The organism is Roseiterribacter gracilis, from assembly GCA_018332375.1.
Classification (GTDB): domain Bacteria; phylum Pseudomonadota; class Alphaproteobacteria; order BOG-932; family Roseiterribacteraceae; genus Roseiterribacter; species Roseiterribacter gracilis.
This window is the reverse complement of record BOPV01000001.1, coordinates 1,829,366-1,853,875: the sequence shown is the minus strand read 5'-3', so window position 1 is coordinate 1,853,875 and position 24,510 is coordinate 1,829,366. Positions and strand designations below refer to the sequence as shown.

Sequence of the window (24,510 nt, the reverse complement as noted above, 5' to 3'; positions counted from 1 at the left end):
CGACTTGTCGCGAACGGTTCGCACTGGAGGCGACGACAAACTCCCAGTCTGACAAGCGATTCCGGCCATATAGAGCGCTTCCGACGAATCCTGGAGCACGCCTTGGTTGTACTTGCATTCGAATGCATAAAATTATGGACGGGTTGGGGGCGGCTTGATAGCGTCCGGCCACAGGGTGAAGCCGCAACGCTCGGCTGGAATGTAAAAAACGGGAGAAATCATGCGCGCGCGTACCATTTGCCGAACCGGCGTTTCCGCGATCGCCATCACGATCGCGTTGTCGTCTGCCACCGCGAGAGCGGAAGGCGAAGGCGCGCCGGCGCCGGCAGGCACCGCGACCACCACCACGACCACCGCAACTGTCACCAGCAGCACGACCGCCGCGGCCGCGCGCCCGACCGGTGTGGAGGAGGTGATCGTCACGGCGCAGCGCCGCGAAGAGCGGCTGCGTGACGTGCCGCTTGCCGTGACCGCGCTCGGCGCCGACGACCTCAGCCGGCTGCGCGTCACCGATATGAGCCGTATCCAGTACGAGACGCCGGGCCTCAGCTTCGGCAAGCAGGGCGCCGACTTCTTCCCCGCGATCCGCGGCGTGCGCACGCAGCTTGTCAGCGTGCAGTCGGATCCGGTCATCGGCTTCTATATCGACGGCATCTATCAGAGCCGCGTCGCGCAGCAGAGCTTTCCGCTGTTCGACCTGTCGCGTGTCGAAGTGCAGCGCGGCCCCCAAGGCACCCTCTACGGCCGCAACACGTTCGGCGGCAATGTCAGCATCGTGACGCACGCCCCGACCGAAGAATTCGAAGGCGGCGTCAACGCGCAGATCGGCAATTACGACCTGCGCCAGGTCGACGGCTTCATCAACGTGCCGCTCAATGAAAAGGTGCAGTTCCGCGTCGCTGCCGACCATATCGAGCACAGCGGCTATACGCGTTCGACCACCAATCCGAGCATCGAGCTGCAGGACGAAGACCAGAATGCGGTCCGTCTCAGCGCGCGCTTCAAGCCGACCGACGCGCTGCAGATCGATCTCAGCGGCGCCTATTGGGAGCGCAAAGATCATGGCGGCGGCGCCTTTGCTTCGCGCGTCAGCGGCACCTTGATCAATCCTGCGACCGGTCTGCGTTCGGTCAACGGTGTGCCGGTCTACGTCAACCCGACGGTCCATAACGGCACGGCTTTTGTGGCTGGTGTGGATGCGGGCGTACCGGTCAACACTGACCCCTACACAAACCAGTGGGACTACAACCCGTATGAGCGGCTGCACGAGCGCTACCTCACCGCGCAGGTGAGCTACGATTTCGGCCCGGTCGCGCTGAAATCGATCACGGGCTATAATTCATTCGGCGTCGATCGCAGCGCCGACCTCGACCAGACCAGCGTCGTGTTTCCCGCGCCCGGTGTCGTCAATACCGGCTTCACGGGCTCGGGCTACCAGGCGCAGAACACGATGGACAGCGCGTTCAGCCAGGAACTGCAGCTCGCCTCGACCGGCAAAGACCGGCTGCAATGGATCGTCGGCGGCTATTATTTCCGCGACCGGGTTCTCGAATATTATCGCCAAGTCTACACCGCACCCAGCGCGGTCCCGGCCAATCTGCGCAGCACGCGTTCGCGCGTCAGCCTGCAGACTGAGTCTTACGCCGGCTACGGCCAGGCGACGTTCGCGCTCATTCCGGACACGCTGCGCCTGATCGGCGGCGTTCGCTATTCGAGCGACACGAAGACGTTCGGCATCACCAACCAGACCGCGTCGCCAGGCACGGAAGACTTCACGACGCAGACGGCGCAGGTCGCAAATGGCGCGCCATCGTTCAGCAAGGCGACGTTCCGTGTTGGCGCTGAATTCAATCTGACGCCCGAGACGATGCTCTACTCGACGATTTCGACGGGCTATGAGTCGGGCGGCTTCAACAACAACGCCTCGAACGCATTGATCCCGAATTCGTACAATCCGCAGACCGTCACCGCGTATGAAATCGGCAGCAAGAGCCGCTGGCTCGGTGGCCGCTTGTCGCTTGATCTCAGCGTGTTCGACAACGAGTACAAGAACCTCCAGATCACGATTCTCGATCGTATCACCAACCTATCCTACACGCAGAGCGCCGGTGCCGCGCGCAGCCGCGGTGTCGAAGCCGAAATGAAATTTGTTCCGGTCGCCAATCTGCATCTTGGCCTGACGGCAACGTTGCTCGACGCCAAATTCACGCAGTATGTGCGGCCGAACGCGTTCCATGTCGCCGGTGGTGACGATGGCGTGACTGTCGATCTTTCGGGTAAGCGCGTGCCGATGTCGCCGAAGTTCAAGGGCACGCTCAGCGCGTCCTATGATTTCGACCTCGGTGCGGCCGGCATGCTGACGCCGCGCGGCAACCTGCTCTATTCGTCGGCGTATTACGCAGCCGACTACAACACCGTGCTCGACAAGCAGACATCCTACGTGCTCGTCGATCTCGGGCTGCGCTGGACGGAAAAGTCGGACAAGTTCTATGTCGAAGTCTTCGGCGAAAATGTCGGCGACAAAGCCGTCCTTTACGCCGCGACGTTGGGCAGCAGCGCGCGCGTGCAAACCTCGTACGGCCCGCCCAGCCTGTATGGCGCGCGCTTCGGCGCTCGCTTCTGATGCCCCACAACGGCGCGTGGTGACCTTTCCCCAGTCACCACGCGCCGGGCATCCCTCGCATCGCGCCGGTCTCCCCGGCGCGATGCATTTTTGTCCCGGACGCAAGCGGCGTACAAAGCAGCACGCAGTCTGTCAGCGCAGACGCATCGTTGCAGCGGCACGGAGCCCGACATGAGCGTAGGCGCGCCGGCGCGCAGCGAAGGTCGCGACGAAATCGGCGCCATCCCGACATATCCGTCGCTGGGCCGCGCGGTCACCGCGTTCGCGTTTCTGCTGGTCGCCGAGTTTTTTTACAGCTTCGCGTGGAATTCGGTCGACGTACTGCGCCCCTATATTCGCGACAGTCTCGGCTTGACGCTCACCGAAGCGGGTTCGGGCTATTCGGCACAAGGTGCGGGCGCGTTGCTTGGCGCCATCGTGATCGGGCAGCTCGCCGACCGTTTCGGTCGGCGCAACATGCTGGTCGCCGTGATGATCGGCTACGGGCTCAGCCTGCTTGCCGGCGTCGCGGTCGACAGTTACGGCCAATTGCTGGCGCAGCGTTTCGTGCTTGGCTTGTTCATGGGCGGCGTCTTCCCGATTGTCGTCGGAATCTATGTCGGGCTGTTTCCCAACAATGTGCGCGGCAAGCTCGCCAGCATGATCAACGCAGTGTTCGGCGTCGCGGTGATCGCGCTTGGTCTTGCGGTGCGGCTGCTGCCGGTCGGCGAGGGGACAAGCTGGCACGTGCTGCTTTGGATCGGCGGCGTGCCGCCGATCCTGCTATCGCTGCTCGCCTACTTGATCGTCCCGGGTACGGCTGAGACACGCAACGTCGCGATGCGGCAGCCCAGGCGCCTGCCAGTTCTCGACCTGTTTCGCCCAGGCCTTGCGTTGCAAACGACGATGCTCGCGGCATTGATGGGGCTTAATTTCTTTGCTTATCAGGCGTTCAGCGGCTGGCTGACGACGTATCTCAACGACGTGCGCGGCCTGTCGTCGTCCGCCATCGGTTCGCTCGTCGCGTGGACCTTCGCGGCCAACATTGCCGGTGGATTTTTTTGGGGCTGGGCCGGCGATCGCTTCGGACGCCGTTTCAATGCGCTGGGATTTTTTGGCGGCGCCGCTTCGATCGCGGCGTACCTGCTGGTGCCGTCGGATGTACGGTTGTTGGGCCCGATCGGCGCGCTGTATGGCTTCATGCTGTCGGCCAGCGTGATCTGGGGCCCGTGGCTGACTGAGCTCTATCCGGCGCATCTCAAATCGACGGCAGCGTCGATTTTCAACTGGGGACGCGTCGTCAGTTTCTTCGCACCCATTCTTACCGGCTCGCTCGCGAGCGCGGTCGGGCTTGGTGCGGCCATGGCGGTATCGAGCGTCATTTTCATCCTGGCCGGCTTGCTTTGGCTGGCGTTGCCTGAGACCCATCCGCGCCCACGATTGCCGGGCCGGCGCGTATTCGGAGACCACCATGCTGATCAGTCGTGATCGTATCCTGACGACGCATGTCGGCAGTCTGCCGCGGCCTGCCGACGTTACCGACCTGCTGTTTGCCGAAGAGCGCGGCGATCCACTGGACCCGGCAGAATTCGAAATCGTGGTCGGCAAAGCAACGCGCGAAATTGTACGGCGTCAGCGGGATGTCGGCATCGACACGGTCAGCGACGGCGAAATGTCGAAGATCAGCTACGCGACCTACATTCGCCACCGTCTCACCGGCTTCGAAGGCGACAGCCCGCGGCGCGTACCCGCCGATCTCGAAGCCTATCCCGACTTCATGGGACGTGCGGCCAAGACAGGCGGAACGCCGAGCTACGCACGGCCGCGTTGCGTCGGACCGATCGCAGTCAAGACGATGGCGCCGCTGGAGGCCGATTTGCGCCGCTTCCGCGCCGCCCTCGACGCGACCCCATCGCCCGACGCATTCATGAACGCCGCTGCGCCCGGCGTGATCGCCTTGTTCCAACCCAACGAATTCTATCCCGACGACGACGCCTATCTCGACGCGATCGCCGCCGCGATGCGGGTCGAATACGAGGCGATCGCACGCGCCGGGCTGGTCGTGCAGATCGACAGTCCGGATCTCGCGCTGGGGCGCCACATGATGTTCAAGGATCGCAGCGAGGCCGCGTTCCTGGTTCGCATTGAGCGGCATATCGAAGTGTTGAACGCTGCACTTGTCGCGGTGCCGAAAGCTCAGGTGCGCGTCCACGTCTGCTGGGGCAATTACGAAGGCCCGCACCATTGCGATATCGAACTCGAGCGTATTCTGCCGACACTGCTGAAGCTCAAGGCCGGCGGTCTGTCGTTCGAGGGTGCCAATCCGCGCCATGCGCATGAATGGGCGAGCTGGACGCGCGTGCAGGTGCCAGATGACGTGGTGCTGATACCGGGCGTGCTCGATTCGACGACGAACTTCGTGGAGCATCCGCAGCTGGTGGCGGAACGGATTGAACGGTTCGCTTCGGTGGTTGGGCGCGAACGCGTCATTGCCGGCAGCGATTGCGGCTTCTCGACTTTTGCAGGTTTTGGGACGGTGCATCCCGAGATCGCGTTCGCCAAACTTGCGTCGCTGGTCGAGGGCGCTGCCATTGCCAGCGAACGTCTGTGGCGGCAGGCGGCCTGATCGCGGCATGCCGCACGACGAGCTGTTGCTGTTGCCCGGCACGTTGTGTGACGCGCGCCTGTTTGCACCGCAGATGACGGCGCTGGCGGCGCGCGTCCCGGTGCGCGTCGCGGATCTGACGCATGACGACACGATTGCCGGGATGGCGTGCCGCGCGCTCGCCACCGCGCCACCGCGGTTTGCAGTCGCCGGACTTTCGATGGGCGGCGTCGTTGCGCTGGAAATCTGGCGTCAGGCGCCGGAACGGGTCACGCGCTTGGCGCTGCTCGACAGCAACGCCGGCCCAGATCGCGTGCTCGACCGTGCAGCGCAGATCGACCGTGCGTTGCGCGGCGAGCTCGATGCGATGCTGGTGGGTGAGCTGAAACCGCGCTACCTGCATCCGGACTCGATGCGCAACGAACGCTTGAAATCGACCGTGCTGGCGATGGCCCGCGATCTCGGCGCGGAGGTGTTTGCACGCCAGTCGCGCGCCCTCGCTTCGCGCACCGACAGCCGCGCGTTGTTGACCGAAATTGCGGTGCCAACCCTAGTACTGGGCGGTGACAGCGATACGCTATGCCCGCCGTCGCTGCAGCGGGAGATGGCGGATGCGATTGCGGGGTCCGTGCTGCAGATCGTGCCGCGATGCGGCCATCTCTCGACGCTGGAAGCGCCCGAGATCGTGACCGACGCATTCGCGGGTTGGCTGGCGCGGTCCTAGGCCGAACGGACGTTGGCCGCGAGCGAAGCTGCGCCCTGCAACAAAAACGCATGGTCGGACGCGAGCAAGAACAACGACACGCCTTGCTCGATCCATTGCGGCACTTCGGTCAGGGCCGGCACGAATGTACCGATCGCAATTCCCGCGCTGCGTCCGGCCGCACAGATGCGGCGCGCCGCGTCCAGCACGACGGGATCGCTGGCGCTTGAAGCGCCCAGTGCGACCGCCAGATCGGCGCGCCCGATGAACAGCGCGTCGAGCCCAGAAGCGACTGCGGCCTGGGCGATGTCGTCGATGACGTCGAGCGCTTCGAAATCTTCGATCTGCGCGATCACGGTCGTGTCGCGCGCACTGTCGGCGAGATGCGTTGCCATTGTCTTGGTCGTGTAGGAAGCGGCGCGGCTGGAACCGGCATAACCTCGGCCGGCGCGACCGTACTGCGTCAGGCGCGCAATCTCGCGCACGGTGGTCACGTCGGCGACGTGCGGAACGACGACGCCGGTGGCGCCGCAATCGAGCGCGTTCAGCAGATGTTCGGGCGCCTGACTCGCAACCCGCACCAAACTGGGTCGTGACGCTGCGCGCAGCGCTGCGACGCAGCCGTCGATCGCGAGGCGATCGAACGGCGCGTGTTCGGCGTCGATGCAGACAACGTCGAGCGGCGAAAGGCCCAGCACTTCGCAGATGATCGGCGACGGCGTCTTGAGAAACGTGCCCACAAGACGTTCGCCGGCGCGCAGTCGGACGCGAAAGCTCGCGTGGGAATCAGCGCCCGCGGTCAAGCCGGACCCAGCCGCGCCGACGCGCCTTCGACCAGGTCGCCCGAGAACATGCGCTTCTCAGGCGCCAGCGTCGGATCTTCGATGCGCTCCATCAACATTGACACGGCTGCTTCGGTCATGCGCCGCACCGGTTGGCGCACCGTCGTCAGCCGATAGGCCGCGAGATAGGCCGGGCCGATACCGTCGAAGCCGACGATCGAAAGCTGCTTCGGAATCTCGAGGCCAAGCTCGTTGCGCGCATAATCGATTGCGCCCAGCGCCATCGCGTCGTTGGCGCAGATCACTGCGGCTGGACGCTTGCGTGTTTTCTTCAACAGTTCGGCAAGCGCCGTACCGCCGCTCTCATAGCCGTAGTCGCCGCGAACCGAGGGCGCGTCGAAGCCGTGCGCCTTCAGCACGCCGCGCACACCTTTGATCCGCTCGATGCCGACAAAACTGTCGGCGGGCGAGTCGATGATGCCGAAGCTTTTATGTCCGGCCGCAACCAGACGTTCGGCCAGGCGGTGGCCATATTCGAGATGGTCGCAGCAGACGGAACTGGCGGGGGCGCGGTCGGCAAAACGATTGTAGAGCACGACGGGAATACCGTGCCGTTCGAACTGTACGACCTGCGCATCGGATAGACGCGCGGCTGCGACAACGCCGTCGACCTGGTACGAGAACACCTTGTCGAGTACGTGATCGACGTCGCTTTCGTGCTCGAGCGCGAACAAAAGCACGCGCGAGCCGCGCGCTTCAAAGCGCGTGGTTAGTTCGAAAAGAACTTCTGGGTAGTAGAGGTTGGTGCGGCTCGAAATCACCACCGCGACCAGGTTCGAGCGCCGCGTGATCAGACCGCGGGCGATCGCGTTCGGGCGATATCCCAGCTCTTCGGCGGCGCGCATGACTTTTTCGCGCAGGTCGCTCGACGCGCTGGCACCTTCGGTAAAGCAGCGCGAAACGGCGGATTGTGAAACGCCGGCGCGCTTGGCGACGTCGTAGGAGGTGACGCGGCGGCGGTCGCTGATTTGTGGGGCCGCGGGCTGCGCTGCCGCTGCAACGGCGCGACGGCGTGAGCCCGCCGGCTTGCGCCCGGTTTTAGGCGGCTTGCCCGGCATGCCTGCGCGCCAATCTGTCGTGCCGATCCATAGAGCAGCGCTATACCAAGCCGCCGGGCGCCGCAATGCGTTGACGTGCGCCGGCTGGGCCGAGCGCGCCGATGCTTACGCCGCGTTCTTGCCGGTGTAGCGGCGGACACGGATGTCGGCCTGTTCCTTATGGCCCGCAAACCCTTCGAGCGCGCACAGCCGCGAGCAGACCTCGCCGATCATCGCCGAGGCTTCGCGCGTGACCCGCTGATAGGTGCAGGTCTTGATAAACTTGCCCACCCACAGGCCTCCGGTGTAGCGCGCCGCCTTGCGCGTCGGCAGCGTGTGGTTGGTGCCGATTACTTTGTCGCCGTACGCGACGTTGGTTTCGACCCCCAGGAACAGCGCACCGTAATTGGTCATACGAGCAAGAAACTCGTCCGGATCGCGCGTCATCACCTGCACATGCTCGCTCGCAATTTCGTCGGCGACTGCAATCAGCTCGTCGCGGGTGTCGCAGACGATGACTTGGCCGTAGTCGGCCCACGCCTTGCCCGCGACGGCCGCCGTCGGCAGTACGGTCAACTGACGTTCGACTTCGCGCATCGTGTCGCGCGCCAGCTTCTCACTGTCGGTCAGCAGTACGGCAGGACTGTTGGGGCCGTGCTCGGCCTGACCGAGAAGGTCGGCAGCGCAGATTTCGCCATCGACGCTGTCGTCGGCAATCACCAGCGTTTCGGTCGGCCCTGCAAGCAGATCGATGCCGATTCGCCCGAACAGCTGACGCTTCGCCTCGGCGACAAAAGCGTTACCAGGACCGACGATCATGTCGACGGGCGCAATTGTCCCGGTGCCGAGCGCCATGGCGCCAACAGCCTGCACGCCGCCCAGCGCATAGATTTCGTCGGCGCCGGCGAGATCCATGGCGACGACGATGGCGGGCGCAGGCTTGCCTTCGAACGGTGGTGCCATCGCGACGACACGCTTCACGCCTGCAACTTTCGCAGTCACGACGCTCATATGTGCGCTGGCCACCAGCGGATATTTTCCGCCCGGGACGTAGCAGCCGACCGAGTTCACCGGTAGGTTCTTATGTCCAAGCACGACACCGGGAAGGGTTTCGACTTCAATGTCGCGCAGCGCGGCGCGTTGATGCTCGGCAAAGCGGCGCACCTGCACCTGCGCAAATTTGATGTCCTCGATGTCCTGCGGACGCAGCGCCGCATAGCACGCGTCGATCTCGGCGCGGGTCAGGCGAAATTCCTGCGGCGACCAGCCGTCGAATTTGGTGCTATAGCGCCGCAACGCTGCGTCGCCGTCTTTTGCGATCTCGGCCAAGATGGCTTCGACCGTGCTTCGCACGGCAGCATCGTCTTGGGCCTGTTCGTCGGCCGCTTTGCCCGTCTTGAGATACCGGACCGCCATCTTTTCCGTCTCCGATCTTGCGCAGGAGCCGGACGCTAGGCGAGACTGCATTCGAATGCAACGCGCCATTGTGCGGGGTAAACGAGCTTGGAGATCGCGACAGTACTGGTAACCGGTGCGGGCCGGGGGATCGGGCGCGCCTGCGCGCTTGCGCTGGCCGATGCCGGTATGCGCGTTCTCGCCTTGGCCCGCAGCGGCGATGAGCTGGCGCAGCTTGCCGCCGAACGGTCGCAGCAGATCGTGCCGGTTCCGGGCGACGTTTGCAGCGACGCTACGATTGACATGATTGCTTCACTGCCGCGGCTCGATGCGCTGGTGAACAATGCAGGCGGCAACGCGCCGCGGCCGATGCGCGACGTCGACGATGCGACGCTGGACTGGATGCTGGCGCTCAACGTGCGTGCCGCCTATCGGGTCGCGCGCGCCGCAGCGGCTGCGATCGAACGCAGCGGACGCGGCGGGTCGATCGTGCATATGTCGTCGCAGATGGGCCATGTCGGCGCCGCCAACCGCACCGTTTACTGTATGACGAAACACGCGATCGAAGGCTTGACCAAGGCGATGGCGGTCGAGCTTGCACCGCAGAAGATACGTGTGAACTCGGTTGCGCCAACCTTTGTCGACACGCCGCTGACCCGTCCGATGCTGGAAGATCCTGCGTTTCGCGCCTTGGTCCTCGATCAGATCCCGCTTGGACGTCTTGCACGGGACGAAGAAATCGCGGCTGCGGTTCGCTTTCTCGTCTCGAACGAGTCGGCGATGGTGACCGGCACCAGCCTCAAAGTGGATGGCGGTTGGACGGCGCGCTAAACCCCTGGGCGACGTTGGTATCGCAGGAAAATCAGTGCGCGTCCGTGCGAGCGGTATGAAACGCACGTTCCTGCTTCGCGCCGCGTCCGCGCTGGCGCTCCTCGTCCCGCTTGCCGGTTGCTATGTCGCACCGCCGCACGCGCGCGGCGTGGTGGAAATCCGCGCACCCTACGCACCGCCGACGCCTCGCTACGAAGTCGTACCGACGGCGCCCTACGAGACGGCCATCTGGGATCCCGGCCACTGGCACTGGAACGGGGTGGCCTATGTCTGGGAAGCGGGCCACTGGGTTGAGCGGCCGCATGTGCGAGCCGTTTGGGAGCCCGGCCATTGGGTCGCCCGTGAAGGTGGCTGGGTCTGGGTCGGCGGTCATTGGCGCTGACGCGCCGTCAGCCTTGCGGCGCAAACGCATCCGGGCCGACGCGCCCCCACCATTGGGCGAGCGTTGGTTCGGTAATCGTTGCACCGGTCAGCAGCGAGCCGCGCGGCACGCTCGGATATAGATCGGCTGCGCTTCTCGTTTCGGTCGGCGATACACGCCGCACCAGATGGTGCAGCTGCAACTCTTCCGGATGTTGCAGGCCGGCAGCGCCGATCACTTCGGCCAAGGCCAATACCGTATTGCGATGGAAGTTGGCGACACGGGTCGCCTTGTCCTCGACCACCAGCGCGCGTTGACGCACCGGATCCTGCGTCGCGACGCCGGTCGGGCAACGATCGGTGTGGCAGCTCTGCGATTGAATGCAGCCGAGCGCGAACATGAATCCACGCGCCGAGTTGCACCAATCCGCGCCCAGCGAGATCGCACGCGCAATGTCGAAGCCGGTGATGATCTTGCCGCTGGCGCCGATGCGGACTTTGTCGCGCAGGCCGGCACCGGTCAGCGCGTTGTGCGTGAAGCGCAGCCCTTCGCGCAGCGGCGTGCCGATGTGATCGGTGAATTCCAGCGGCGCTGCACCGGTGCCGCCCTCGGCGCCGTCGACGACGACGAAGTCGGGCGCGATGCCTTCGGCGACCATCGCGCGCACCATCGACAGAAATTCCCACGGATGGCCGATGCACAGCTTCATCCCGATCGGCTTGCCGCCCGACAGATCGCGCAGCTTGGCGACGAACGCCACGAGCTCACGCGGGGTGGAAAAGGCGCTGTGCGATGGCGGTGAAATACAATCGAGCCCTTCCGGCACGCCACGCGTCGCTGCGATTTCCGCCGACACTTTCGCGCCTGGCAGAACGCCGCCGTGGCCGGGCTTTGCGCCCTGGCTGAGTTTGATTTCGATCATCTTCACCTGCGGATCGGCGGCACGATCGGCGAAGCGGAGGGGATCGAAATTGCCGTTGGCGTCGCGGCAGCCGAAATAGCCGGTGCCGAGTTCCCAGATCAGGTCGCCGCCATGTTCGCGGTGATAGCGGCTGATCGATCCTTCGCCCGTGTCATGCGCGAAATTGTCGAGCTTGGCGCCTTTGTTGAGCGCGCGGATCGCGTTCGACGACAGCGCACCAAAACTCATCGCGGAAATGTTCAGCACCGAGGAATCGTACGGCTTGGCGCAATCTGGCCCGCCGATTTTGATGCGGAAGCTTTTGGGATCGGGATGGGTCGGCACCATCGAATGGTTCAGCCATTCGTGGCCGGTGCCGTAGACATTCACCAAGGTGCCGAACGGACGTTTGTCGATGACGCCTTTGGCGCGCTGATAGGCGATGGCGCGTTGGTTGCGCGAAAACGGAATTTCGGACGTGTCGTCTTCGAGAAAATACTGGCGGATTTCTGGGCGCAGCTCTTCGAGCCAGAAGCGCAGGTGACCCAGGATCGGATAGTTGCGGCGAATCGATTGGCGGGTCTGCGCCAGATCGCGAAAGCCGACGAACATCAGAAACCCGGCAACCACCGCGAGCAGCAGGAACCACGGCTGCCACAGCGTCGCTGGCACCGCGAACGCAAACACGACCCCGACCAGCAGCAGCGCCCAATAGCGCGGTTCGACCGACGGCAGCAGTAGCTTCACGGCAATGCCTCCCAGAGTGCTGGGAAGGGCATGGGCCAGATCTGTGAAGGAAAGGCAAAAAGAAAGGCCCGGATTGCTCCGGGCCTAAGTTGAACAGGGAGGCTTCACGTCTGGGAGACGCTGGATCCGGAGATCCATTCCGACGAGGGAGCGTCGGAAGAAAAGCGACGTTGCAGTGCAACATCGCCACCCATAGATGGGCCTCCCTAGATCTGGATTCCACCCCGGATCAAACGACCCCGGGTTGCGTGAAACGCATGAATCAAAATCCGAACTTGCTGACCTTTTCGATCAGATAGTCGCGCAACACTGCGATGCGTTTTGAGTGACGCAGTTCTTCTGCGTACACAAAGAACGCATCGACAGTCGGGCCCGGAACGTCGGGCAAAACTTGTACGAATTGTTCCTGACCGTTGGTCAGGAAGTCTGGCAGCGCCGCAATGCCGATGCCCGCTTCGACGGCGCGAAAGATCGCGTACATGTTCGAAACGAGAAGCGTGTTGGGGCTTTCCGATTCCAATTTCGCCGTTTCGAGCAGCCAGTTGGCGTGCGGAAAAGGCATTTGCATATTGGACGGAAAGCCGATGACGCGATGGTCCTTCAACTCGTCCAACGACTTCGGCATGCCGTTTCGCGCGATGTAGTCCTTCGACGCGCAGATCTTCATGTGCAGCGTCGTCAGGTGACGCTGAATCAGATCGGGCTGCTTCGGCGGCGTCATCCGGATCGCGACGTCGGCTTCGCGCATCGCGAGATCGAGTTGACGATCGTCGATCAGCAACGTCAGGCAAATGTCGGGATACAGGTCGAGGAATTCGCGCAGGCGCGGCGTCAGCCACGTTGTGCCGAAGGCAAACGTGGTCGTGACCTTCAGCACGCCCTTGGGCTTCATTTTGCCTTCGGTGAGTAGCGCTTCGGTCATCGCCAGCTTGGCGAAGACGTCTTTTGCAGTGCGGTGAAGCACCTCGCCCTGCTCGGTCAGAATCAGACCGCGCGCGTGGCGATGAAACAGCGGCACTTTGAGGCTGTCTTCGAGCGCGCCGATCTGACGGCTGACTGCCGATTGGCTGAGGTTCAGCGTTTCGCCAGCATGCGTGAAGCTTCCCGCCTCAGCGACGGCGTAGAAGATACGGAGCTTGTCCCAATCCATGACCCGGCCTGACGGATTTTTATGGCCGGAATCAGAGAATCACCGGCCTTTGTAACAGGGCCCGCCGTTATACAGGACCAATCCCGTCCGCCCAAGGCGGCGAGGCAATTTATTCCGCCGCGGCCGCGTGGTTGCCGTGGCCTTCGTGCAGCGCCAGCCATTTATCGGCCTCGAGTGCGGCCATACAGCCCATCCCGGCGGCCGTGACGGCCTGGCGGAAGACCTTGTCCTTCACGTCGCCGGCCGCAAACACGCCGGGCACGCTGGTCGCGGTCGAATCCGGGGCGGTGCGGATATAGCCCTCGGAATCCATGTCCAGCTTGCCTTTGAACAAGGCGGTGGCGGGGTCGTGGCCGATCGCGACGAAGACACCGTCGACGTCGATCTCGCGCGTCTCGCCGGTCTTCACGTCTTTGACCCGCACGCCGCTGACCGCACCGCCCTCAGCCGTCGTGCCGCCCGCGGTGCCCAGCACCTCATCGACCGTGGCGTTCCAGATCACGTCGATCTTGGGATGGTTGAACAGCCGGTCCTGCATCACGCGTTCAGCGCGCAGCGAGTCGCGCCGGTGGACCAGCGTGACCTTGGTGGCGAAGTTGGTGAGGAAGAGCGCTTCTTCGACCGCCGTGTTGCCGCCGCCGATGACCGCGACCTTCTTGTTGCGGAAGAAGAACCCGTCGCAGGTGGCGCAGGCCGAAACGCCGAGGCCCTTGTAGCGCTGCTCGCTGTCCAGCCCGAGCCAGCGCGCCTGCGCGCCGGTCGCGATCACCACCGTGTCGGCGAGGAAGACGTCGCCGGAGTCGCCGACGGCGCGGAACGGGCGCTGGGTGAAATCGACCTCCGTGATCAGGTCGTACAGCGTCGTGGTGCCCACATGCTCGGCCTGGGCCTTGAACTGATCCATCAGCCAGGGGCCCTGCACGGCCGCGGGAAAGCCTGGGTAGTTCTCGACGTCAGACGTGATCGTCAGCTGTCCGCCCGGCTGCAGCCCCAGCACCTGAATCGGCGCCAGATTGGCGCGCGCGGCATAGATCGCGGCGGTGTAGCCGGCGGGGCCAGAACCGATGATGAGGACTTTGGTGCGGTGGGTCTGCGACATGGGCCAGAACATGCCCACGACCCCCGGGCCTGGCAACGTCGCGCCCTATGCGTGCGGCAGCGTGAAGGCGCGCGCCGCAAGCAGGTCTCGGACCCTTGCCGCGGCGCGCGCCGTGTCGTCGAGCGGCGCGTACGCCCATTGCTCGATCCGGCCGTCGAACGGGCGCGTAACGCCGGCGTCGCGCATTGCACGGTGGAACCGGTCGAATTTGTGCGAGCCGCCTTCGGTTGCGATCACATGCACCGGTTTCCCGGTGCTCGCGGCCTCCGAGATCATCGAGACACTGTCTTCGGTGACGAGAACGGCATCGGACGCGGCCAGATACGCGAAGAACGGATTGGCGCCTTCGCCATTCCACAGCACCACGTTCGGGTGATCGCCCAACATCGCGCGCAGAACCGAGGTTGCTTCGGCGCTGGTTCGGCGTGACAGCGTCACCAGCAAGCCATGGGTGTCTGCAAGTTGCAGCAGTTGCGCGGCGAGGCGCGCAGCAACGGCGACCCGCAAACGATGCACGCGGCTGTCGCCGCCGATGATGACGGCAACGCGCGGAGGCGGCAGATGCGCAAGAAATGGTGCGAAGCGCGCTGCGTCCAGATCCAAACGGTGCCTGGTTACGCGATGCATCGCACCCAACGTTGCGAGCACGTTGTCGCCGTGCGTGCGGTCATGTGCGGGCGCAATCACCAGATCGAACCGGTTCGGCGCGACGTGCGGATCTTGCACCGCAACCGTCAACGCGCCGCTCGCCCGTTTTACGGCGAGCGCGGGCAATACGCTTTGCCGACCCGCCGTAATGATCAGATCGGGCCATGGTGGCTGCAGCCCGGCAAGCGCGGCTTTGCGCGGCATCGGCAGGTATGGGGCAGTCCAGGCCCAAGGCAGCGGAAGCCCGATCCGGTGGACCGCAGGCGTCAGTCCCAGGGCCTCGGCGAGGCCCAAACATTGGTTTTCCGTACCGATTTTTGTGTCGGTTAAGACCCAGCAGACGGGAAGATTCACGTGCGACTGCGGAGGCCTTGAGAGGGCGGGGCCGCGTCGCTAGTCTCGCAACAATATTTCAAGCCCCCTCCCTAAAACGTCAGAGACAAAATGCGCCGCGTCAAACTAGACCGGATCGATCGCCAGATTCTGCGCAACCTACAGAGCGACGGTCGCATGACCAACGTCGAGCTGGCGAAGCGCGCGAACATCTCCGCACCGCCGTGCCTGCGCCGCGTCCGCGCGCTGGAAGAAGCGGGTTACATCAAAGGCTATCACGCCGACCTCGATCCGGCGGCGTTGGGTTACACCGTCACCGTGTTCGCGCAGGTCGGTTTGTCTTCGCAGGCCGAAGTCGATCTGCGCGCCTTCGAACAGTTGGTGCAGTCTTGGCCGTTGGTTCGCGAATGCCACATGCTGGCGGGCGAAACTGATTTCCTGCTCAAGATCGTTGCCGAAGATTGGGATGCGTATAACCGCTTCTTGACGTCGAAGCTGACCGCTGCGCCGAACGTTGCGCATGTGAAGTCGGCATTGGCGATCCGTCGTTCGAAATTCGAACCGGGCGCACCGGTTCCGCTCGATGACGACGAAGACGAAAGTGACGCGGCGTAACTTACCTTACGCGTCGCGCGCGAGGACAAGATCAGCGCGGAAGGTTGCTTCCGCGTTCTTGTCCATATTGATCAGCCGCGCGAGATAACTTGGATGATAGGCAGGGACGATCGGCACACCGCTGATCCGTCCCGCCAGCTTCTGGCCGCGCAGCGCGGTCAGACCTTCACGCCCCGTCAGCGCCCATAGCGGCACGCGGCCCAACACGACGATGGCGCGCGGTTTCAGCTGATTCAGCGTGTCGAGCAAATGCGTGATTTCGGGTGCGTATTGCGCACGCACGAAGCTGCTGCCGAATTTGCCGTGGCTTTCGTCAAGCGCGACATTCTCGGCAGCGGCTTTGCGCTTTGACGCGAAGAAGTGATCGATCTTGTTGTCGGGCGGCCGGTAGCGAAACACGTTCGCGACCAGGCACGCGTTACGGTCGATGTCGATTACTGCGAGCTGTTGGTCGAGCAGTTTGCCGGCGCGACCGCAAAAGGGCCGGCCTTGCTTGACCTCATCGGCACCGGGCGCTTCGCCGATCAGCACCAACGGTGCGCGATCGCCACGCACCGTTGGATAGGCGTAATCGACGAACGGAAGTCCGTCGCGTGAGTTCAATTACTTGAACGCGACTTTGAGGATCTCGTAGGCCTTTGAGCCACCTGGCGTCACGACTTCAACGCTGTCGCCTTTGGTCTTGCCGATCAGCGCGCGCGCAAGCGGCGACGTAATCGACAGCAGGCCGTTCGAGATGTCGGCTTCGAATTCGCCGACCAGCGTGTACGACGTCTTCTCGTCGGTATCTTCGTCGACCAGCGTTACAGTCGCGCCGAATTTCACGTTGGTGCCGGACAGAGTCTTGGGATCAATCACCTCAGCGCGGCTGATGCGATCTTCCAACTCACCAACACGGCCTTCGATGAAGCTCTGCCGTTCACGCGCAGCGTGATACTCGGCGTTTTCAGACAAGTCGCCGTGCTCCCGCGCCTCGGCGATGGCACGGATGATGGCCGGACGTTCGACCGACTTCAGCTGCTTCAACTCGTCCTGCAACCGCTGGAACCCTCCGGCGGTCATCGGAACCTTGTCCATCATGTCTTAAATCACCCACCTGGCGTGGAACGGGCCGATCGGTCGATCGGCCCTCCTAGGATTAAGCCTCCGCCGCCGCGCGTTTTTCTGCAACGGGTCCGGTCTCGTAAGACCCGCGGAGATAATCCTGCAACGGAGCTACTTCGAGCTCGCCGCGCCGGAGCGCGGCGATCGCCTCGACGGCGGCGCGGGCGCCGGCCATCGTGGTGTAGTAGGGGATGCTATTTGCCAGGGCGGTCCGGCGCAAGCTGAACGAATCCGAGAGGGCCTGCGCGCCATCGGTCGTATTTACGACCAGCTGAATGTCGCCGTTGATCATCAGATCTACGATATGCGGCTGGCCTTCGAGCACCTTGTTGACGCGCTCGACCGTCAGGCCGGCCTCGCGCATCCGTTCCGCCGTGCGGTCGGTTGCGACCAGCGCAAAACCCAGATTTGCCAAGCCGCGCGCGATCTCGACGACCGCCGGCTTGTCGCGATCTTTGACCGAGATGAAGACCTTGCCCGCTTGCGGCAGCGTGACGCCCGCGCCGAGCTGGCTCTTGGCGAAAGCGAGGCCAAAATTGCGGTCGAGCCCCATCACTTCGCCGGTCGATTTCATTTCCGGACCAAGAATGACGTCGACACCGGGGAAGCGTGCGAACGGGAACACGGCTTCTTTGACCGCGGTATGTTCGGGCGTTGCGCCGGTGAGTGCGAAATCGGCGAGACGTTCACCCGCCATCACGCGTGCGGCGATTTTGGCGATCGGAACGCCGGTCGCTTTGGCGACGAACGGCACCGTGCGCGAGGCGCGCGGATTGACTTCGAGAATGTAGATCTCGTCGCCCTTCACCGCGAACTGCACGTTCATCAGACCGACGACGTTGAGACCCTTTGCAAGCTGCTTGGTCTGTTTCGTCAGTTCTTCGATCTTGGCCGGTGACAACGAATAGGGCGGCAAGGCGCAGGCGCTGTCGCCCGAATGAATGCCGGCTTCTTCGATATGCTCCATAATGCCGGCGACATAGACAGTGTGACCGTCAGCAACTGCGTCGACGTCGACTTCGATCGCGTCCTGCAGATAGCCGTCGATCAACACCGGACTGTCGCCCGACACCTGCACGGCGCGGCCGATATAGCGTTCGAGGCCGGCCATATCGTGCACGATCTCCATCGCGCGTCCGCCCAGGACGTAGCTCGGACGAATGACGACGGGGAAACCGATCCGCTCGGCGACGGCCTTTGCTTCGGCAAGCGAGCGTGCGAGACCGTTCGGCGGTTGGCGCAGGCCGAGCTGCATCAACAACTGCTGAAACCGTTCCCGGTCTTCGGCGAGATCGATTGCGTCGGGCGAGGTGCCGAGGATCGGAATGCCGGCTGCTTCGAGATCATGTGCGAGGCCCAGCGGCGTCTGGCCGCCCAACTGCACAATGACGCCGAGCAACTTGCCCTTCGCCATTTCGACGCGCGCAATTTCGATCACGTCTTCGCCGGTCAGCGGCTCGAAATAGAGACGGTCTGACGTGTCGTAGTCGGTCGAAACCGTTTCCGGATTGCAGTTGACCATGATGGTCTCGAGCCCGGCTTCGCGCAGCGCGTAGGCTGCGTGCACGCAGCAATAGTCGAACTCGATGCCTTGACCGATGCGGTTCGGACCGCCGCCCAGGATCATCACCTTGGTGCGATCGGTTGGGTTGGATTCGCATTCGTCGTCGTACGCCGAATACATATACGGCGTCTGGCTCGGGAATTCCGCAGCACAGGTGTCGATGCGCTTGTAGACCGGCAGCACATTCAGCGCGCGGCGTTGGCGCAGCACTTCGCTTTCATCGAGATTCGCCAGCTTCGACAGGCGCGCATCCGAGAAGCCCATCGCCTTCAGCTTCTTCAGCGCCTTGGCGTCGCGCGGCAGGCCGTTGGCGCGCACACCGGCTTCGGCTTCGACGATCGCGTTGATGCGTTCGAGGAACCACGTGTCGATCTTGCAGGCCGCATGTACCTCGGCGACGGTGAAACCGTGCCGGAAGGCCTGCGCCACGGCGAGAATGCGTTCGGCCGTCGGCTTGGCCAGCGCGGCGCGAATTTCGTCGCGTTCCGGTTCGCCGGCGCCGTCGCCCAGCGCGATTTCATCGAACCCGTCGAGGCCGGTTTCGAGCGAGCGCAGACCTTTCTGCATCGCTTCTTCGAACGAGCGGCCGATCGCCATCGCTTCGCCGACCGACTTCATCGAGGTGGTCAGCGTATTGTCGGCGCCGGCGAATTTCTCGAACGCAAAGCGCGGCAGCTTGGCGACGACATAGTCGATGGTCGGCTCGAACGAGGCCGGCGTCGTCTTGGTGATGTCGTTGACGAGTTCGTCGAGCGTGTACCCAACCGCCAGCTTGGCGGCGATTTTGGCGATCGGGAATCCGGTCGCCTTCGATGCCAGCGCCGACGAGCGCGACACGCGCGGATTCATTTCGATCACCACCATGCGTCCGTCGGCGGGGTTCACCGCGAACTGCACGTTGGAACCGCCGGTCTCGACGCCGATTTCGCGCAGCACCGCGATCGAGGCGTCGCGCATGATCTGATATTCTTTGTCGGTCAGCGTCAGCGCCGGTGCGACCGTAATCGAGTCACCCGTGTGCACGCCCATCGGATCGATGTTTTCGATCGAGCAGATGATGATGCAGTTGTCCGCCTGATCGCGGACCACTTCCATCTCGTATTCTTTCCAGCCCAGCACCGATTCTTCGATCAGCACGGTACCAACCGGCGAAGCGGCGAGGCCGCCTCTCACGATCTCTTCGAATTGCGCCTTGTTGTAGGCGATGCCGCCGCCGGTGCCGGCGAGCGTAAAGGACGGGCGGATGATCGCGGGCAGGCCGACTTCGGCTTGCGCTTCGCGCGCTTCATCCATCGTGCGCACCATGCGCGAACGCGGGCTTTCCAGCCCGATCTTGTCCATCGCTTCGCGGAAGAGCTGCCGGTCTTCGGCTTTTTCGATCGCGGGCAGTTTGGCGCCGATCAGCTCGATTCCGAGTCGCGCCAAGGTGCCGTCTTCGGCCAGCTTCATCGCGGTGTTGAGCGCGGTCTGACCACCCATCGTCGGCAGCAGCGCGTCGGGCCGTTCCTTCTCGAGGATCTTGGCCACGATCGCGGGGGTGATCGGTTCGATGTACGTCGCGTCGGCCAGATTCGGATCGGTCATGATCGTGGCCGGGTTCGAATTGACCAGGACGACGCGGAATCCTTCTTCGCGCAGCGCCTTGCAGGCTTGGGCACCCGAATAGTCGAATTCACAGCCCTGGCCGATCACGATCGGCCCAGCGCCGATGATGCAGATCGACCGGATATCAGTACGCTTTGGCATCGAGACGAACTCTGGACACGAGAAAACACGCGCCCGGCCAAGGTTGGCCGCGCGGGGAACCGCAGATGCGAGGTCTTAAAGCGTCGGTATAGGCACTTGGACGCGCCGACGCCAGCACCGAAGGGTCGCGGCAGACCTGCTAGTGGTGCCGGCTAGTGGTGATGGTGCCGGTGCAGGATCTGGTCGCGCACGCCGGTGTCGTAGGCCAGGCCTTCGGCGGTCAGCGTGGCGCCGTGCGGGAACATCGAACGCAGCAAGCCTTTGCGTTCCAGCACCGACCACGGTGCGGGATTCGTCAGGCCGGTCGCATCACGGGACGCGACGACCGCATCACCGACATGAAAATGATCGCCGTGTGCGTGCGGTAGGTTCATCACCGTGACCGCACCGTTCTCATCTTTCTGCACCGCGTGATCGTCGAGTTCGGCCAGCGCCTGCAACAGCGCCAACGTCTTCAACTGCAGCGGATTCAAATTCAGCGGGTTCTTCTTTGCGGACATGATCAGTGCCCTTTCTTGGCTTCGATCATGTCGACGAAGCGTTGGAACAGATGATGGCTGTCGGTCGGGCCCGGGCTTGCTTCCGGGTGATACTGCACGGCGAAGACCGGCGCATCTTTGACGCGGAAGCCTTCGTTGCTGCCGTCGAACAGACTCACATGGGTCTGTTGCACGTTTGCCGGCAGACTGTCGGGCAGCACCACGAAACCGTGATTCTGGCTGGTGATTTCGACCTTGCCGGTTTCGAGATCTTTGACCGGATGGTTCGCGCCGCGATGGCCGTGATGCATCTTGGTTGTCTTGCCGCCAAGCGCCAGCGCAAGCAGCTGATGACCGAGGCAGATGCCGAAGGTCGGCACGCCCGCTTTCAGCACGCCCTGAATCGCAGGCACAGCATATTGGCCGGTCGCTTGCGGATCGCCGGGACCGTTCGACAGAAACACGCCGTCGGGCTTGTGGCCGAGAATGTCGTCGGCGGTTGCCGTTGCAGGCACGACGACGACTTCGCAACCAGCTGCCGCGAGGCAACGCAGAATGTTGCGCTTGGCGCCGTAATCGACCGCGACGACTTTGTGTTTGGGCGCTGTCTGTTCGGCGTAACCACCTTCGCGCGACCAGGTGCTCTCGCGCCATTGCGCGGTCTGACGGCCGGTCACTTCCAGCGCGAGATCCATGCCTTCGAGGCCCGGCCACGCACCGGCCTGTTTGACCAGCGCGTCGATATCGATCTTGCCGTCCGGCGCATGGATCAGCGCGCCGTTGGGCGCGCCCAGATCACGGATGCGACGCGTCAGCGCGCGCGTGTCGATGCCCGAGATGCCGATCAGCCCGTAGCTCTTCAGCCACTCGTCGAGGCCCCGAGTCGCGCGCCAGTTCGACGGCTCGGTGATGTCGACGCGCAGAACCAGGCCGCGGGCGGCCGGGGTGATGGTTTCAATGTCGTCGGTGTTGGTGCCCACGTTCCCGATATGCGGGAAGGTGAAAGCGATGATCTGCCCGGCATAGGACGGGTCGGTCAGGATTTCCTGGTACCCGGTCATCGAGGTGTTGAAGCAGACCTCGGCGACCGTGGTGCCTGCGGCGCCAACGCCGCGGCCCCAAAACACCGTGCCATCGGCAAGCACGAGCGCGGCGGTTGCGCCGGATGGGGCGGGGCTGGACATGGCTAAACCTCGGACGGGAACTCGCCGGAGATAGGAGCCGGCCCTGGGGCGCGTCAACCCGCCTATCCGCATTCCTATGCTGCGCCGGGTCCAGGTCGCTATGCTGCGCGCCCTTCAAGACCACTAGGACCGACCATGCTGCGCGCGACGCTGACTGACGCGATGAAGACCGCCCTGCGCGAAAAGGATAGCGCCACCCTGTCGACGGTGCGGCTGATCCTGGCGGCGCTCAAAGACAAGGACATCGCCGCGCGCCCGGCGGGCAATGCCGATGGCATCTCGGACGGCGACATCGGCGCGATGCTGCAGAACATGATCAAGCAGCGGCGCGACTCGATCGCGCTGTACGAGCAGGGCAACCGCCCCGAACTGGTGGCCAAGGAACAGGCCGAGATCGCGGTGATCGAGCGATTTCTGCCGTCGCAGATGGATGCCGCCGCGGTCGATGCCGCGATCGCCGCTGCAGTCGCCGAAACCGGCGCCGCATCGGTGCGCGACATGGGCAAGGTGATGGCGGTGCTCAAATCCAAATTCGCCGGCCAAATGGATTTCGCGGCTGCCAGCGCGCAAGTGAAAGCCAAGTTGGGCGGCTGATCGGATGGCGCTCCCGCCCGCATTCCTGGACGAGCTGCGCGCGCGGGTACCGCTGTCGGAGTTGATCGGGCGCAAGCTGCGTTTGCAGCGCGCCGGGCGCGAATGGAAAGCGCCGTGCCCGTTCCATAACGAGAAGACGCCGAGCTTCTACGTCAACGACCAGAAAGCCTTCTTCCATTGCTTCGGCTGCGGCGCGCACGGCGACGTGGTCGGATTTTTGATGCGGCACGACAATCTGTCGTTCCCCGACGCGGTCGAACAATTGGCTGCGCTCGCCGGGTTGGAAGTGCCGCGTCCGTCGCCGCAGGAACGGCAACGGTTTGAGCGCCAAAAAACCCTGTACGACGTGCTCGAGGCGGCGTGCGCGTGGTTCGAACAACAGCTGCGTGCACCGCATGGTCGTGCAGCGTTGGAGTATCTGCGCGGCCGCGGTCTCGACGACGACACGATCGCGCAATTCCGTTTGGGTTGGGCGCCCGCCGACGCGTCATTGTTGGGCGCGGCGATGCGCAAGCTCGGCCACGAAGATGCCGAGCTGATCGAACTGCAATTGATCCGTGCGTCGGATCACGGCGGCGCGCCCTACAGCTTCTTCCGCAACCGCGTCTTGTTTCCCGTCGCGGATCGGCGTGGCCGCGTAGTTGCGTTCGGCGGACGCATTCTCGACGGCGACGGGCCGAAATACGTCAACTCGCCGGAACATCCGCTCTTCCACAAAGGCCACGTTCTCTATGGCCTTTCGCGCGCACGCGGCTCGCGCGATGCGATCCCGATCGTGGTCGAAGGCTATATGGATGTGATCGCGCTCCAGCGCGCCGGCTTTGAAGGCGCAGTGGCGCCGCTCGGCACCGCCTTGACCGAAGCGCAGCTGGGCGAGCTGTGGCGGCTGGATCCAAGCGGCACCCGCGCACCGGTCCTTTGTTTCGACGGCGACGCCGCTGGCCGCCGCGCCGCCGAGCGCGCCATCGCCCGGGCGCTGCCGCTAGTCTCGGCCGACCGCACGATCCGCGTCGCCTTCCTCCCGCCGGGCGAGGATCCGGACACGATGGTCCGGTCGGGCGGCGCCGCGGCCATGCAGAGGGTCCTGGCCGAGGCCAAATCCTTGGTCGATGCGCTGTGGGACACGACCCTGCGCGACCGGGCCCGCGAAACCCCCGAACAGCGGGCCGGCGTCCGCCGCGCGCTCGACGAGGCGGTCGCGACGATCGCCGACAAGACCTGCCAAAGCCTCTACCGCCAGGAGATCCGGACCCGCTGGGACGAGGCGTTTCCCTGGCGCAGCGCCTTCGTTCCGCGCGGAAAAGACGGCGGCAAGCCTGGAAAAGGCCCCAGCATCAAGCCGTCCTCGCTCAAGACCCGCCGGCACCAGCTCGTGCGGCTTCGTGACCGGCTTTTATTGGGAGCGATCATCCTGCGGCCTGCGTTCTGGGAGGAAGTAAGTGCACATTTGGCTGAGGCGGCTTTGCCAGACCCGGTCGAACAACAGCTCAAAGTCCTTGTTCAAGATAGGTTAGAGGCCGACTCGGGGCTTGACGCACCAGGACTTTGGCTCCACTTGGACCACCACGGACTAGCCAGCGCGGCGACGTCGCTCCTCGACCTGACCGTGGCCACAGTGCCCCGGCTCAAGCATCAAGATGCCGAGGAGGCACGCGCTCAAGTCCGTGAGCTGCTGCTTCTCGACCATCGCCTGGCGATGGAAGGGGAAATCGCGGCAGCCACCAAGGCCCCCGGCTCCGGGGCCGACCCTGCACTGGAACGCATTAGTGCGATCACGCGGGAGAAGACGGGGCTGATCGAGGGCGATGCCGACGCTGCTGTCACAGGCGGCGAGACCGGCACGTCCCACGGGTAAGGCGGCGACGACGGCGATCAAGGTTGGTTTAACCAGGGGTCCCTAAGACGGGCGCGGCATCTGCTGCGCTCGCGCACGCATTTCTGCGTTCTGGGATTCGCAGGTTGTACGAAGG

The 24,510-nt window shown here is 63.9% G+C and carries 22 protein-coding genes; 9 read left to right on the top strand and 13 right to left on the bottom strand.

Going from position 1 to position 24,510, the window contains the following annotated elements:
- Nucleotides 1-132: 132 nt before the first annotated feature.
- Complete coding sequence (locus TMPK1_RS09205) at nucleotides 133-423, bottom strand: hypothetical protein (protein ID WP_420242685.1); 291 nt, start codon at nucleotides 421-423, stop codon at nucleotides 133-135.
- Here TMPK1_RS09205 and TMPK1_RS09200 point away from each other — a divergent pair.
- From TMPK1_RS09200 to TMPK1_RS09185, 4 genes are all read left to right on the top strand, one after another.
- Nucleotides 413-2,623, top strand: coding sequence for a TonB-dependent receptor (locus TMPK1_RS09200; protein ID WP_420242684.1), 2,211 nt, complete (start codon nucleotides 413-415; stop codon nucleotides 2,621-2,623). The two genes, TMPK1_RS09205 and TMPK1_RS09200, sit on opposite strands and share 11 nt — an antisense overlap.
- 171 nt (nucleotides 2,624-2,794) lie before the next feature.
- A complete protein-coding gene (locus TMPK1_RS09195; RefSeq protein ID WP_420242683.1) occupies nucleotides 2,795-4,090 on the top strand; it encodes an MFS transporter in 1,296 nt (431 codons plus the stop codon).
- Nucleotides 4,074-5,228 (top strand): cobalamin-independent methionine synthase II family protein, encoded by a 1,155-nt coding sequence (locus tag TMPK1_RS09190; protein WP_420242682.1) that lies wholly within the window; start codon nucleotides 4,074-4,076, stop codon nucleotides 5,226-5,228. Before TMPK1_RS09195 ends, TMPK1_RS09190 begins: the two co-directional genes overlap by 17 nt.
- A gap of 7 nt (nucleotides 5,229-5,235) precedes the next feature.
- On the top strand, nucleotides 5,236-5,931 hold the full coding sequence (locus TMPK1_RS09185; protein WP_420242681.1) for an alpha/beta fold hydrolase: 696 nt from the start codon (nucleotides 5,236-5,238) through the stop codon (nucleotides 5,929-5,931).
- Here the strand turns inward: TMPK1_RS09185 and TMPK1_RS09180 are convergent.
- The 3 genes from TMPK1_RS09180 to hisD all read right to left on the bottom strand — a co-directional run bounded on the left by TMPK1_RS09180 (nucleotide 5,928) and on the right by hisD (nucleotide 9,205).
- Complete coding sequence (locus TMPK1_RS09180; RefSeq protein ID WP_420242680.1) at nucleotides 5,928-6,650, bottom strand: HpcH/HpaI aldolase family protein; 723 nt, start codon at nucleotides 6,648-6,650, stop codon at nucleotides 5,928-5,930. The genes TMPK1_RS09185 and TMPK1_RS09180 overlap by 4 nt on opposite strands.
- A 59-nt stretch (nucleotides 6,651-6,709) precedes the next feature.
- Nucleotides 6,710-7,810 carry a LacI family DNA-binding transcriptional regulator gene (locus TMPK1_RS09175; RefSeq protein WP_420242679.1) on the bottom strand — a complete coding sequence of 367 codons (1,101 nt, stop codon included), beginning with the start codon at nucleotides 7,808-7,810 and terminating at the stop codon, nucleotides 6,710-6,712.
- Between the two features lie 105 nt (nucleotides 7,811-7,915).
- Nucleotides 7,916-9,205, bottom strand: coding sequence for a histidinol dehydrogenase (hisD, locus tag TMPK1_RS09170; protein ID WP_420242678.1), 1,290 nt, complete (start codon nucleotides 9,203-9,205; stop codon nucleotides 7,916-7,918).
- A gap of 87 nt (nucleotides 9,206-9,292) precedes the next feature.
- Between hisD and TMPK1_RS09165 the strand changes: the two genes are divergently transcribed.
- Together TMPK1_RS09165 and TMPK1_RS09160 are read left to right on the top strand one after the other, a co-directional pair.
- A complete protein-coding gene (locus TMPK1_RS09165) occupies nucleotides 9,293-10,015 on the top strand; it encodes an SDR family NAD(P)-dependent oxidoreductase (protein WP_420242677.1) in 723 nt (240 codons plus the stop codon).
- Between the two features lie 55 nt (nucleotides 10,016-10,070).
- Nucleotides 10,071-10,397 carry a hypothetical protein gene (locus TMPK1_RS09160; RefSeq protein ID WP_420242676.1) on the top strand — a complete coding sequence of 109 codons (327 nt, stop codon included), beginning with the start codon at nucleotides 10,071-10,073 and terminating at the stop codon, nucleotides 10,395-10,397.
- 7 nt (nucleotides 10,398-10,404) lie between these two features.
- Here TMPK1_RS09160 and TMPK1_RS09155 read toward each other — a convergent pair whose 3' ends face one another.
- The 4 genes from TMPK1_RS09155 to TMPK1_RS09140 all read right to left on the bottom strand — a co-directional run bounded on the left by TMPK1_RS09155 (nucleotide 10,405) and on the right by TMPK1_RS09140 (nucleotide 15,275).
- The gene (locus TMPK1_RS09155; RefSeq protein WP_420242675.1) at nucleotides 10,405-12,024 is read right to left on the bottom strand and encodes an FMN-binding glutamate synthase family protein; all 1,620 of its coding nucleotides are present in this window, start codon (nucleotides 12,022-12,024) and stop codon (nucleotides 10,405-10,407) included.
- A 262-nt stretch (nucleotides 12,025-12,286) separates the two neighbouring features.
- Nucleotides 12,287-13,174, bottom strand: a complete 888-nt coding sequence (locus TMPK1_RS09150) for a LysR family transcriptional regulator (protein ID WP_420242674.1) — start codon at nucleotides 13,172-13,174, stop codon at nucleotides 12,287-12,289.
- 109 nt (nucleotides 13,175-13,283) lie between these two features.
- Nucleotides 13,284-14,273 carry a thioredoxin-disulfide reductase gene (gene trxB, locus TMPK1_RS09145; protein ID WP_420242673.1) on the bottom strand — a complete coding sequence of 330 codons (990 nt, stop codon included), beginning with the start codon at nucleotides 14,271-14,273 and terminating at the stop codon, nucleotides 13,284-13,286.
- Between the two features lie 45 nt (nucleotides 14,274-14,318).
- Nucleotides 14,319-15,275 carry a mitochondrial fission ELM1 family protein gene (locus TMPK1_RS09140; RefSeq protein ID WP_420242672.1) on the bottom strand — a complete coding sequence of 319 codons (957 nt, stop codon included), beginning with the start codon at nucleotides 15,273-15,275 and terminating at the stop codon, nucleotides 14,319-14,321.
- A 90-nt stretch (nucleotides 15,276-15,365) separates the two neighbouring features.
- On the opposite strand from TMPK1_RS09140, the gene TMPK1_RS09135 reads away from it, so the two are divergent.
- Nucleotides 15,366-15,869 (top strand): Lrp/AsnC family transcriptional regulator, encoded by a 504-nt coding sequence (locus TMPK1_RS09135; RefSeq protein ID WP_420242671.1) that lies wholly within the window; start codon nucleotides 15,366-15,368, stop codon nucleotides 15,867-15,869.
- A gap of 6 nt (nucleotides 15,870-15,875) precedes the next feature.
- Here TMPK1_RS09135 and TMPK1_RS09130 read toward each other — a convergent pair whose 3' ends face one another.
- From TMPK1_RS09130 to carA, 5 genes are all read right to left on the bottom strand, one after another.
- On the bottom strand, nucleotides 15,876-16,472 hold the full coding sequence (locus TMPK1_RS09130; protein WP_420242670.1) for a uracil-DNA glycosylase: 597 nt from the start codon (nucleotides 16,470-16,472) through the stop codon (nucleotides 15,876-15,878).
- Nucleotides 16,473-16,946, bottom strand: a complete 474-nt coding sequence (gene greA / locus TMPK1_RS09125) for a transcription elongation factor GreA (protein ID WP_420245637.1) — start codon at nucleotides 16,944-16,946, stop codon at nucleotides 16,473-16,475.
- A gap of 61 nt (nucleotides 16,947-17,007) precedes the next feature.
- Nucleotides 17,008-20,283, bottom strand: coding sequence for a carbamoyl-phosphate synthase large subunit (gene carB, locus TMPK1_RS09120; RefSeq protein ID WP_420242669.1), 3,276 nt, complete (start codon nucleotides 20,281-20,283; stop codon nucleotides 17,008-17,010).
- 152 nt (nucleotides 20,284-20,435) lie between these two features.
- Nucleotides 20,436-20,783, bottom strand: coding sequence for a hypothetical protein (locus tag TMPK1_RS09115; RefSeq protein WP_420242668.1), 348 nt, complete (start codon nucleotides 20,781-20,783; stop codon nucleotides 20,436-20,438).
- A gap of 2 nt (nucleotides 20,784-20,785) precedes the next feature.
- Entirely contained in the window at nucleotides 20,786-21,946 is a 1,161-nt protein-coding gene (carA, locus tag TMPK1_RS09110; RefSeq protein ID WP_420242667.1) for a glutamine-hydrolyzing carbamoyl-phosphate synthase small subunit, read from the bottom strand.
- Nucleotides 21,947-22,081: 135 nt separating this feature from the next.
- On the opposite strand from carA, the gene TMPK1_RS09105 reads away from it, so the two are divergent.
- Together TMPK1_RS09105 and dnaG are read left to right on the top strand one after the other, a co-directional pair.
- Nucleotides 22,082-22,540, top strand: coding sequence for a GatB/YqeY domain-containing protein (locus TMPK1_RS09105; protein WP_420242666.1), 459 nt, complete (start codon nucleotides 22,082-22,084; stop codon nucleotides 22,538-22,540).
- A gap of 4 nt (nucleotides 22,541-22,544) precedes the next feature.
- Nucleotides 22,545-24,395, top strand: a complete 1,851-nt coding sequence (gene dnaG / locus TMPK1_RS09100) for a DNA primase (RefSeq protein ID WP_420242665.1) — start codon at nucleotides 22,545-22,547, stop codon at nucleotides 24,393-24,395.
- Nucleotides 24,396-24,510 lie beyond the last annotated feature (115 nt).

Excerpts from the sequence above, each read along its gene's own strand:
- TMPK1_RS09195 (WP_420242683.1), top strand. The coding sequence starts at position 2,795 with ATGAGCGTAGGCGCGCCGGCGCGCAGCGAAGGTCGCGACGAAATCGGC.
- TMPK1_RS09190 (WP_420242682.1), top strand. The coding sequence starts at position 4,074 with ATGCTGATCAGTCGTGATCGTATCCTGACGACGCATGTCGGCAGTCTG.
- TMPK1_RS09185 (WP_420242681.1), top strand. The coding sequence starts at position 5,236 with ATGCCGCACGACGAGCTGTTGCTGTTGCCCGGCACGTTGTGTGACGCG.
- TMPK1_RS09175 (WP_420242679.1), bottom strand. The coding sequence starts at position 7,810 with ATGCCGGGCAAGCCGCCTAAAACCGGGCGCAAGCCGGCGGGCTCACGC.
- hisD (WP_420242678.1), bottom strand. The coding sequence starts at position 9,205 with ATGGCGGTCCGGTATCTCAAGACGGGCAAAGCGGCCGACGAACAGGCC.
- TMPK1_RS09160 (WP_420242676.1), top strand. The coding sequence starts at position 10,071 with ATGAAACGCACGTTCCTGCTTCGCGCCGCGTCCGCGCTGGCGCTCCTC.
- TMPK1_RS09150 (WP_420242674.1), bottom strand. The coding sequence starts at position 13,174 with ATGGATTGGGACAAGCTCCGTATCTTCTACGCCGTCGCTGAGGCGGGA.
- trxB (WP_420242673.1), bottom strand. The coding sequence starts at position 14,273 with ATGTCGCAGACCCACCGCACCAAAGTCCTCATCATCGGTTCTGGCCCC.
- TMPK1_RS09135 (WP_420242671.1), top strand. The coding sequence starts at position 15,366 with ATGCGCCGCGTCAAACTAGACCGGATCGATCGCCAGATTCTGCGCAAC.
- greA (WP_420245637.1), bottom strand. The coding sequence starts at position 16,946 with ATGGACAAGGTTCCGATGACCGCCGGAGGGTTCCAGCGGTTGCAGGAC.
- carB (WP_420242669.1), bottom strand. The coding sequence starts at position 20,283 with ATGCCAAAGCGTACTGATATCCGGTCGATCTGCATCATCGGCGCTGGG.
- TMPK1_RS09115 (WP_420242668.1), bottom strand. The coding sequence starts at position 20,783 with ATGTCCGCAAAGAAGAACCCGCTGAATTTGAATCCGCTGCAGTTGAAG.
- carA (WP_420242667.1), bottom strand. The coding sequence starts at position 21,946 with ATGTCCAGCCCCGCCCCATCCGGCGCAACCGCCGCGCTCGTGCTTGCC.
- TMPK1_RS09105 (WP_420242666.1), top strand. The coding sequence starts at position 22,082 with ATGCTGCGCGCGACGCTGACTGACGCGATGAAGACCGCCCTGCGCGAA.
- dnaG (WP_420242665.1), top strand. The coding sequence starts at position 22,545 with ATGGCGCTCCCGCCCGCATTCCTGGACGAGCTGCGCGCGCGGGTACCG.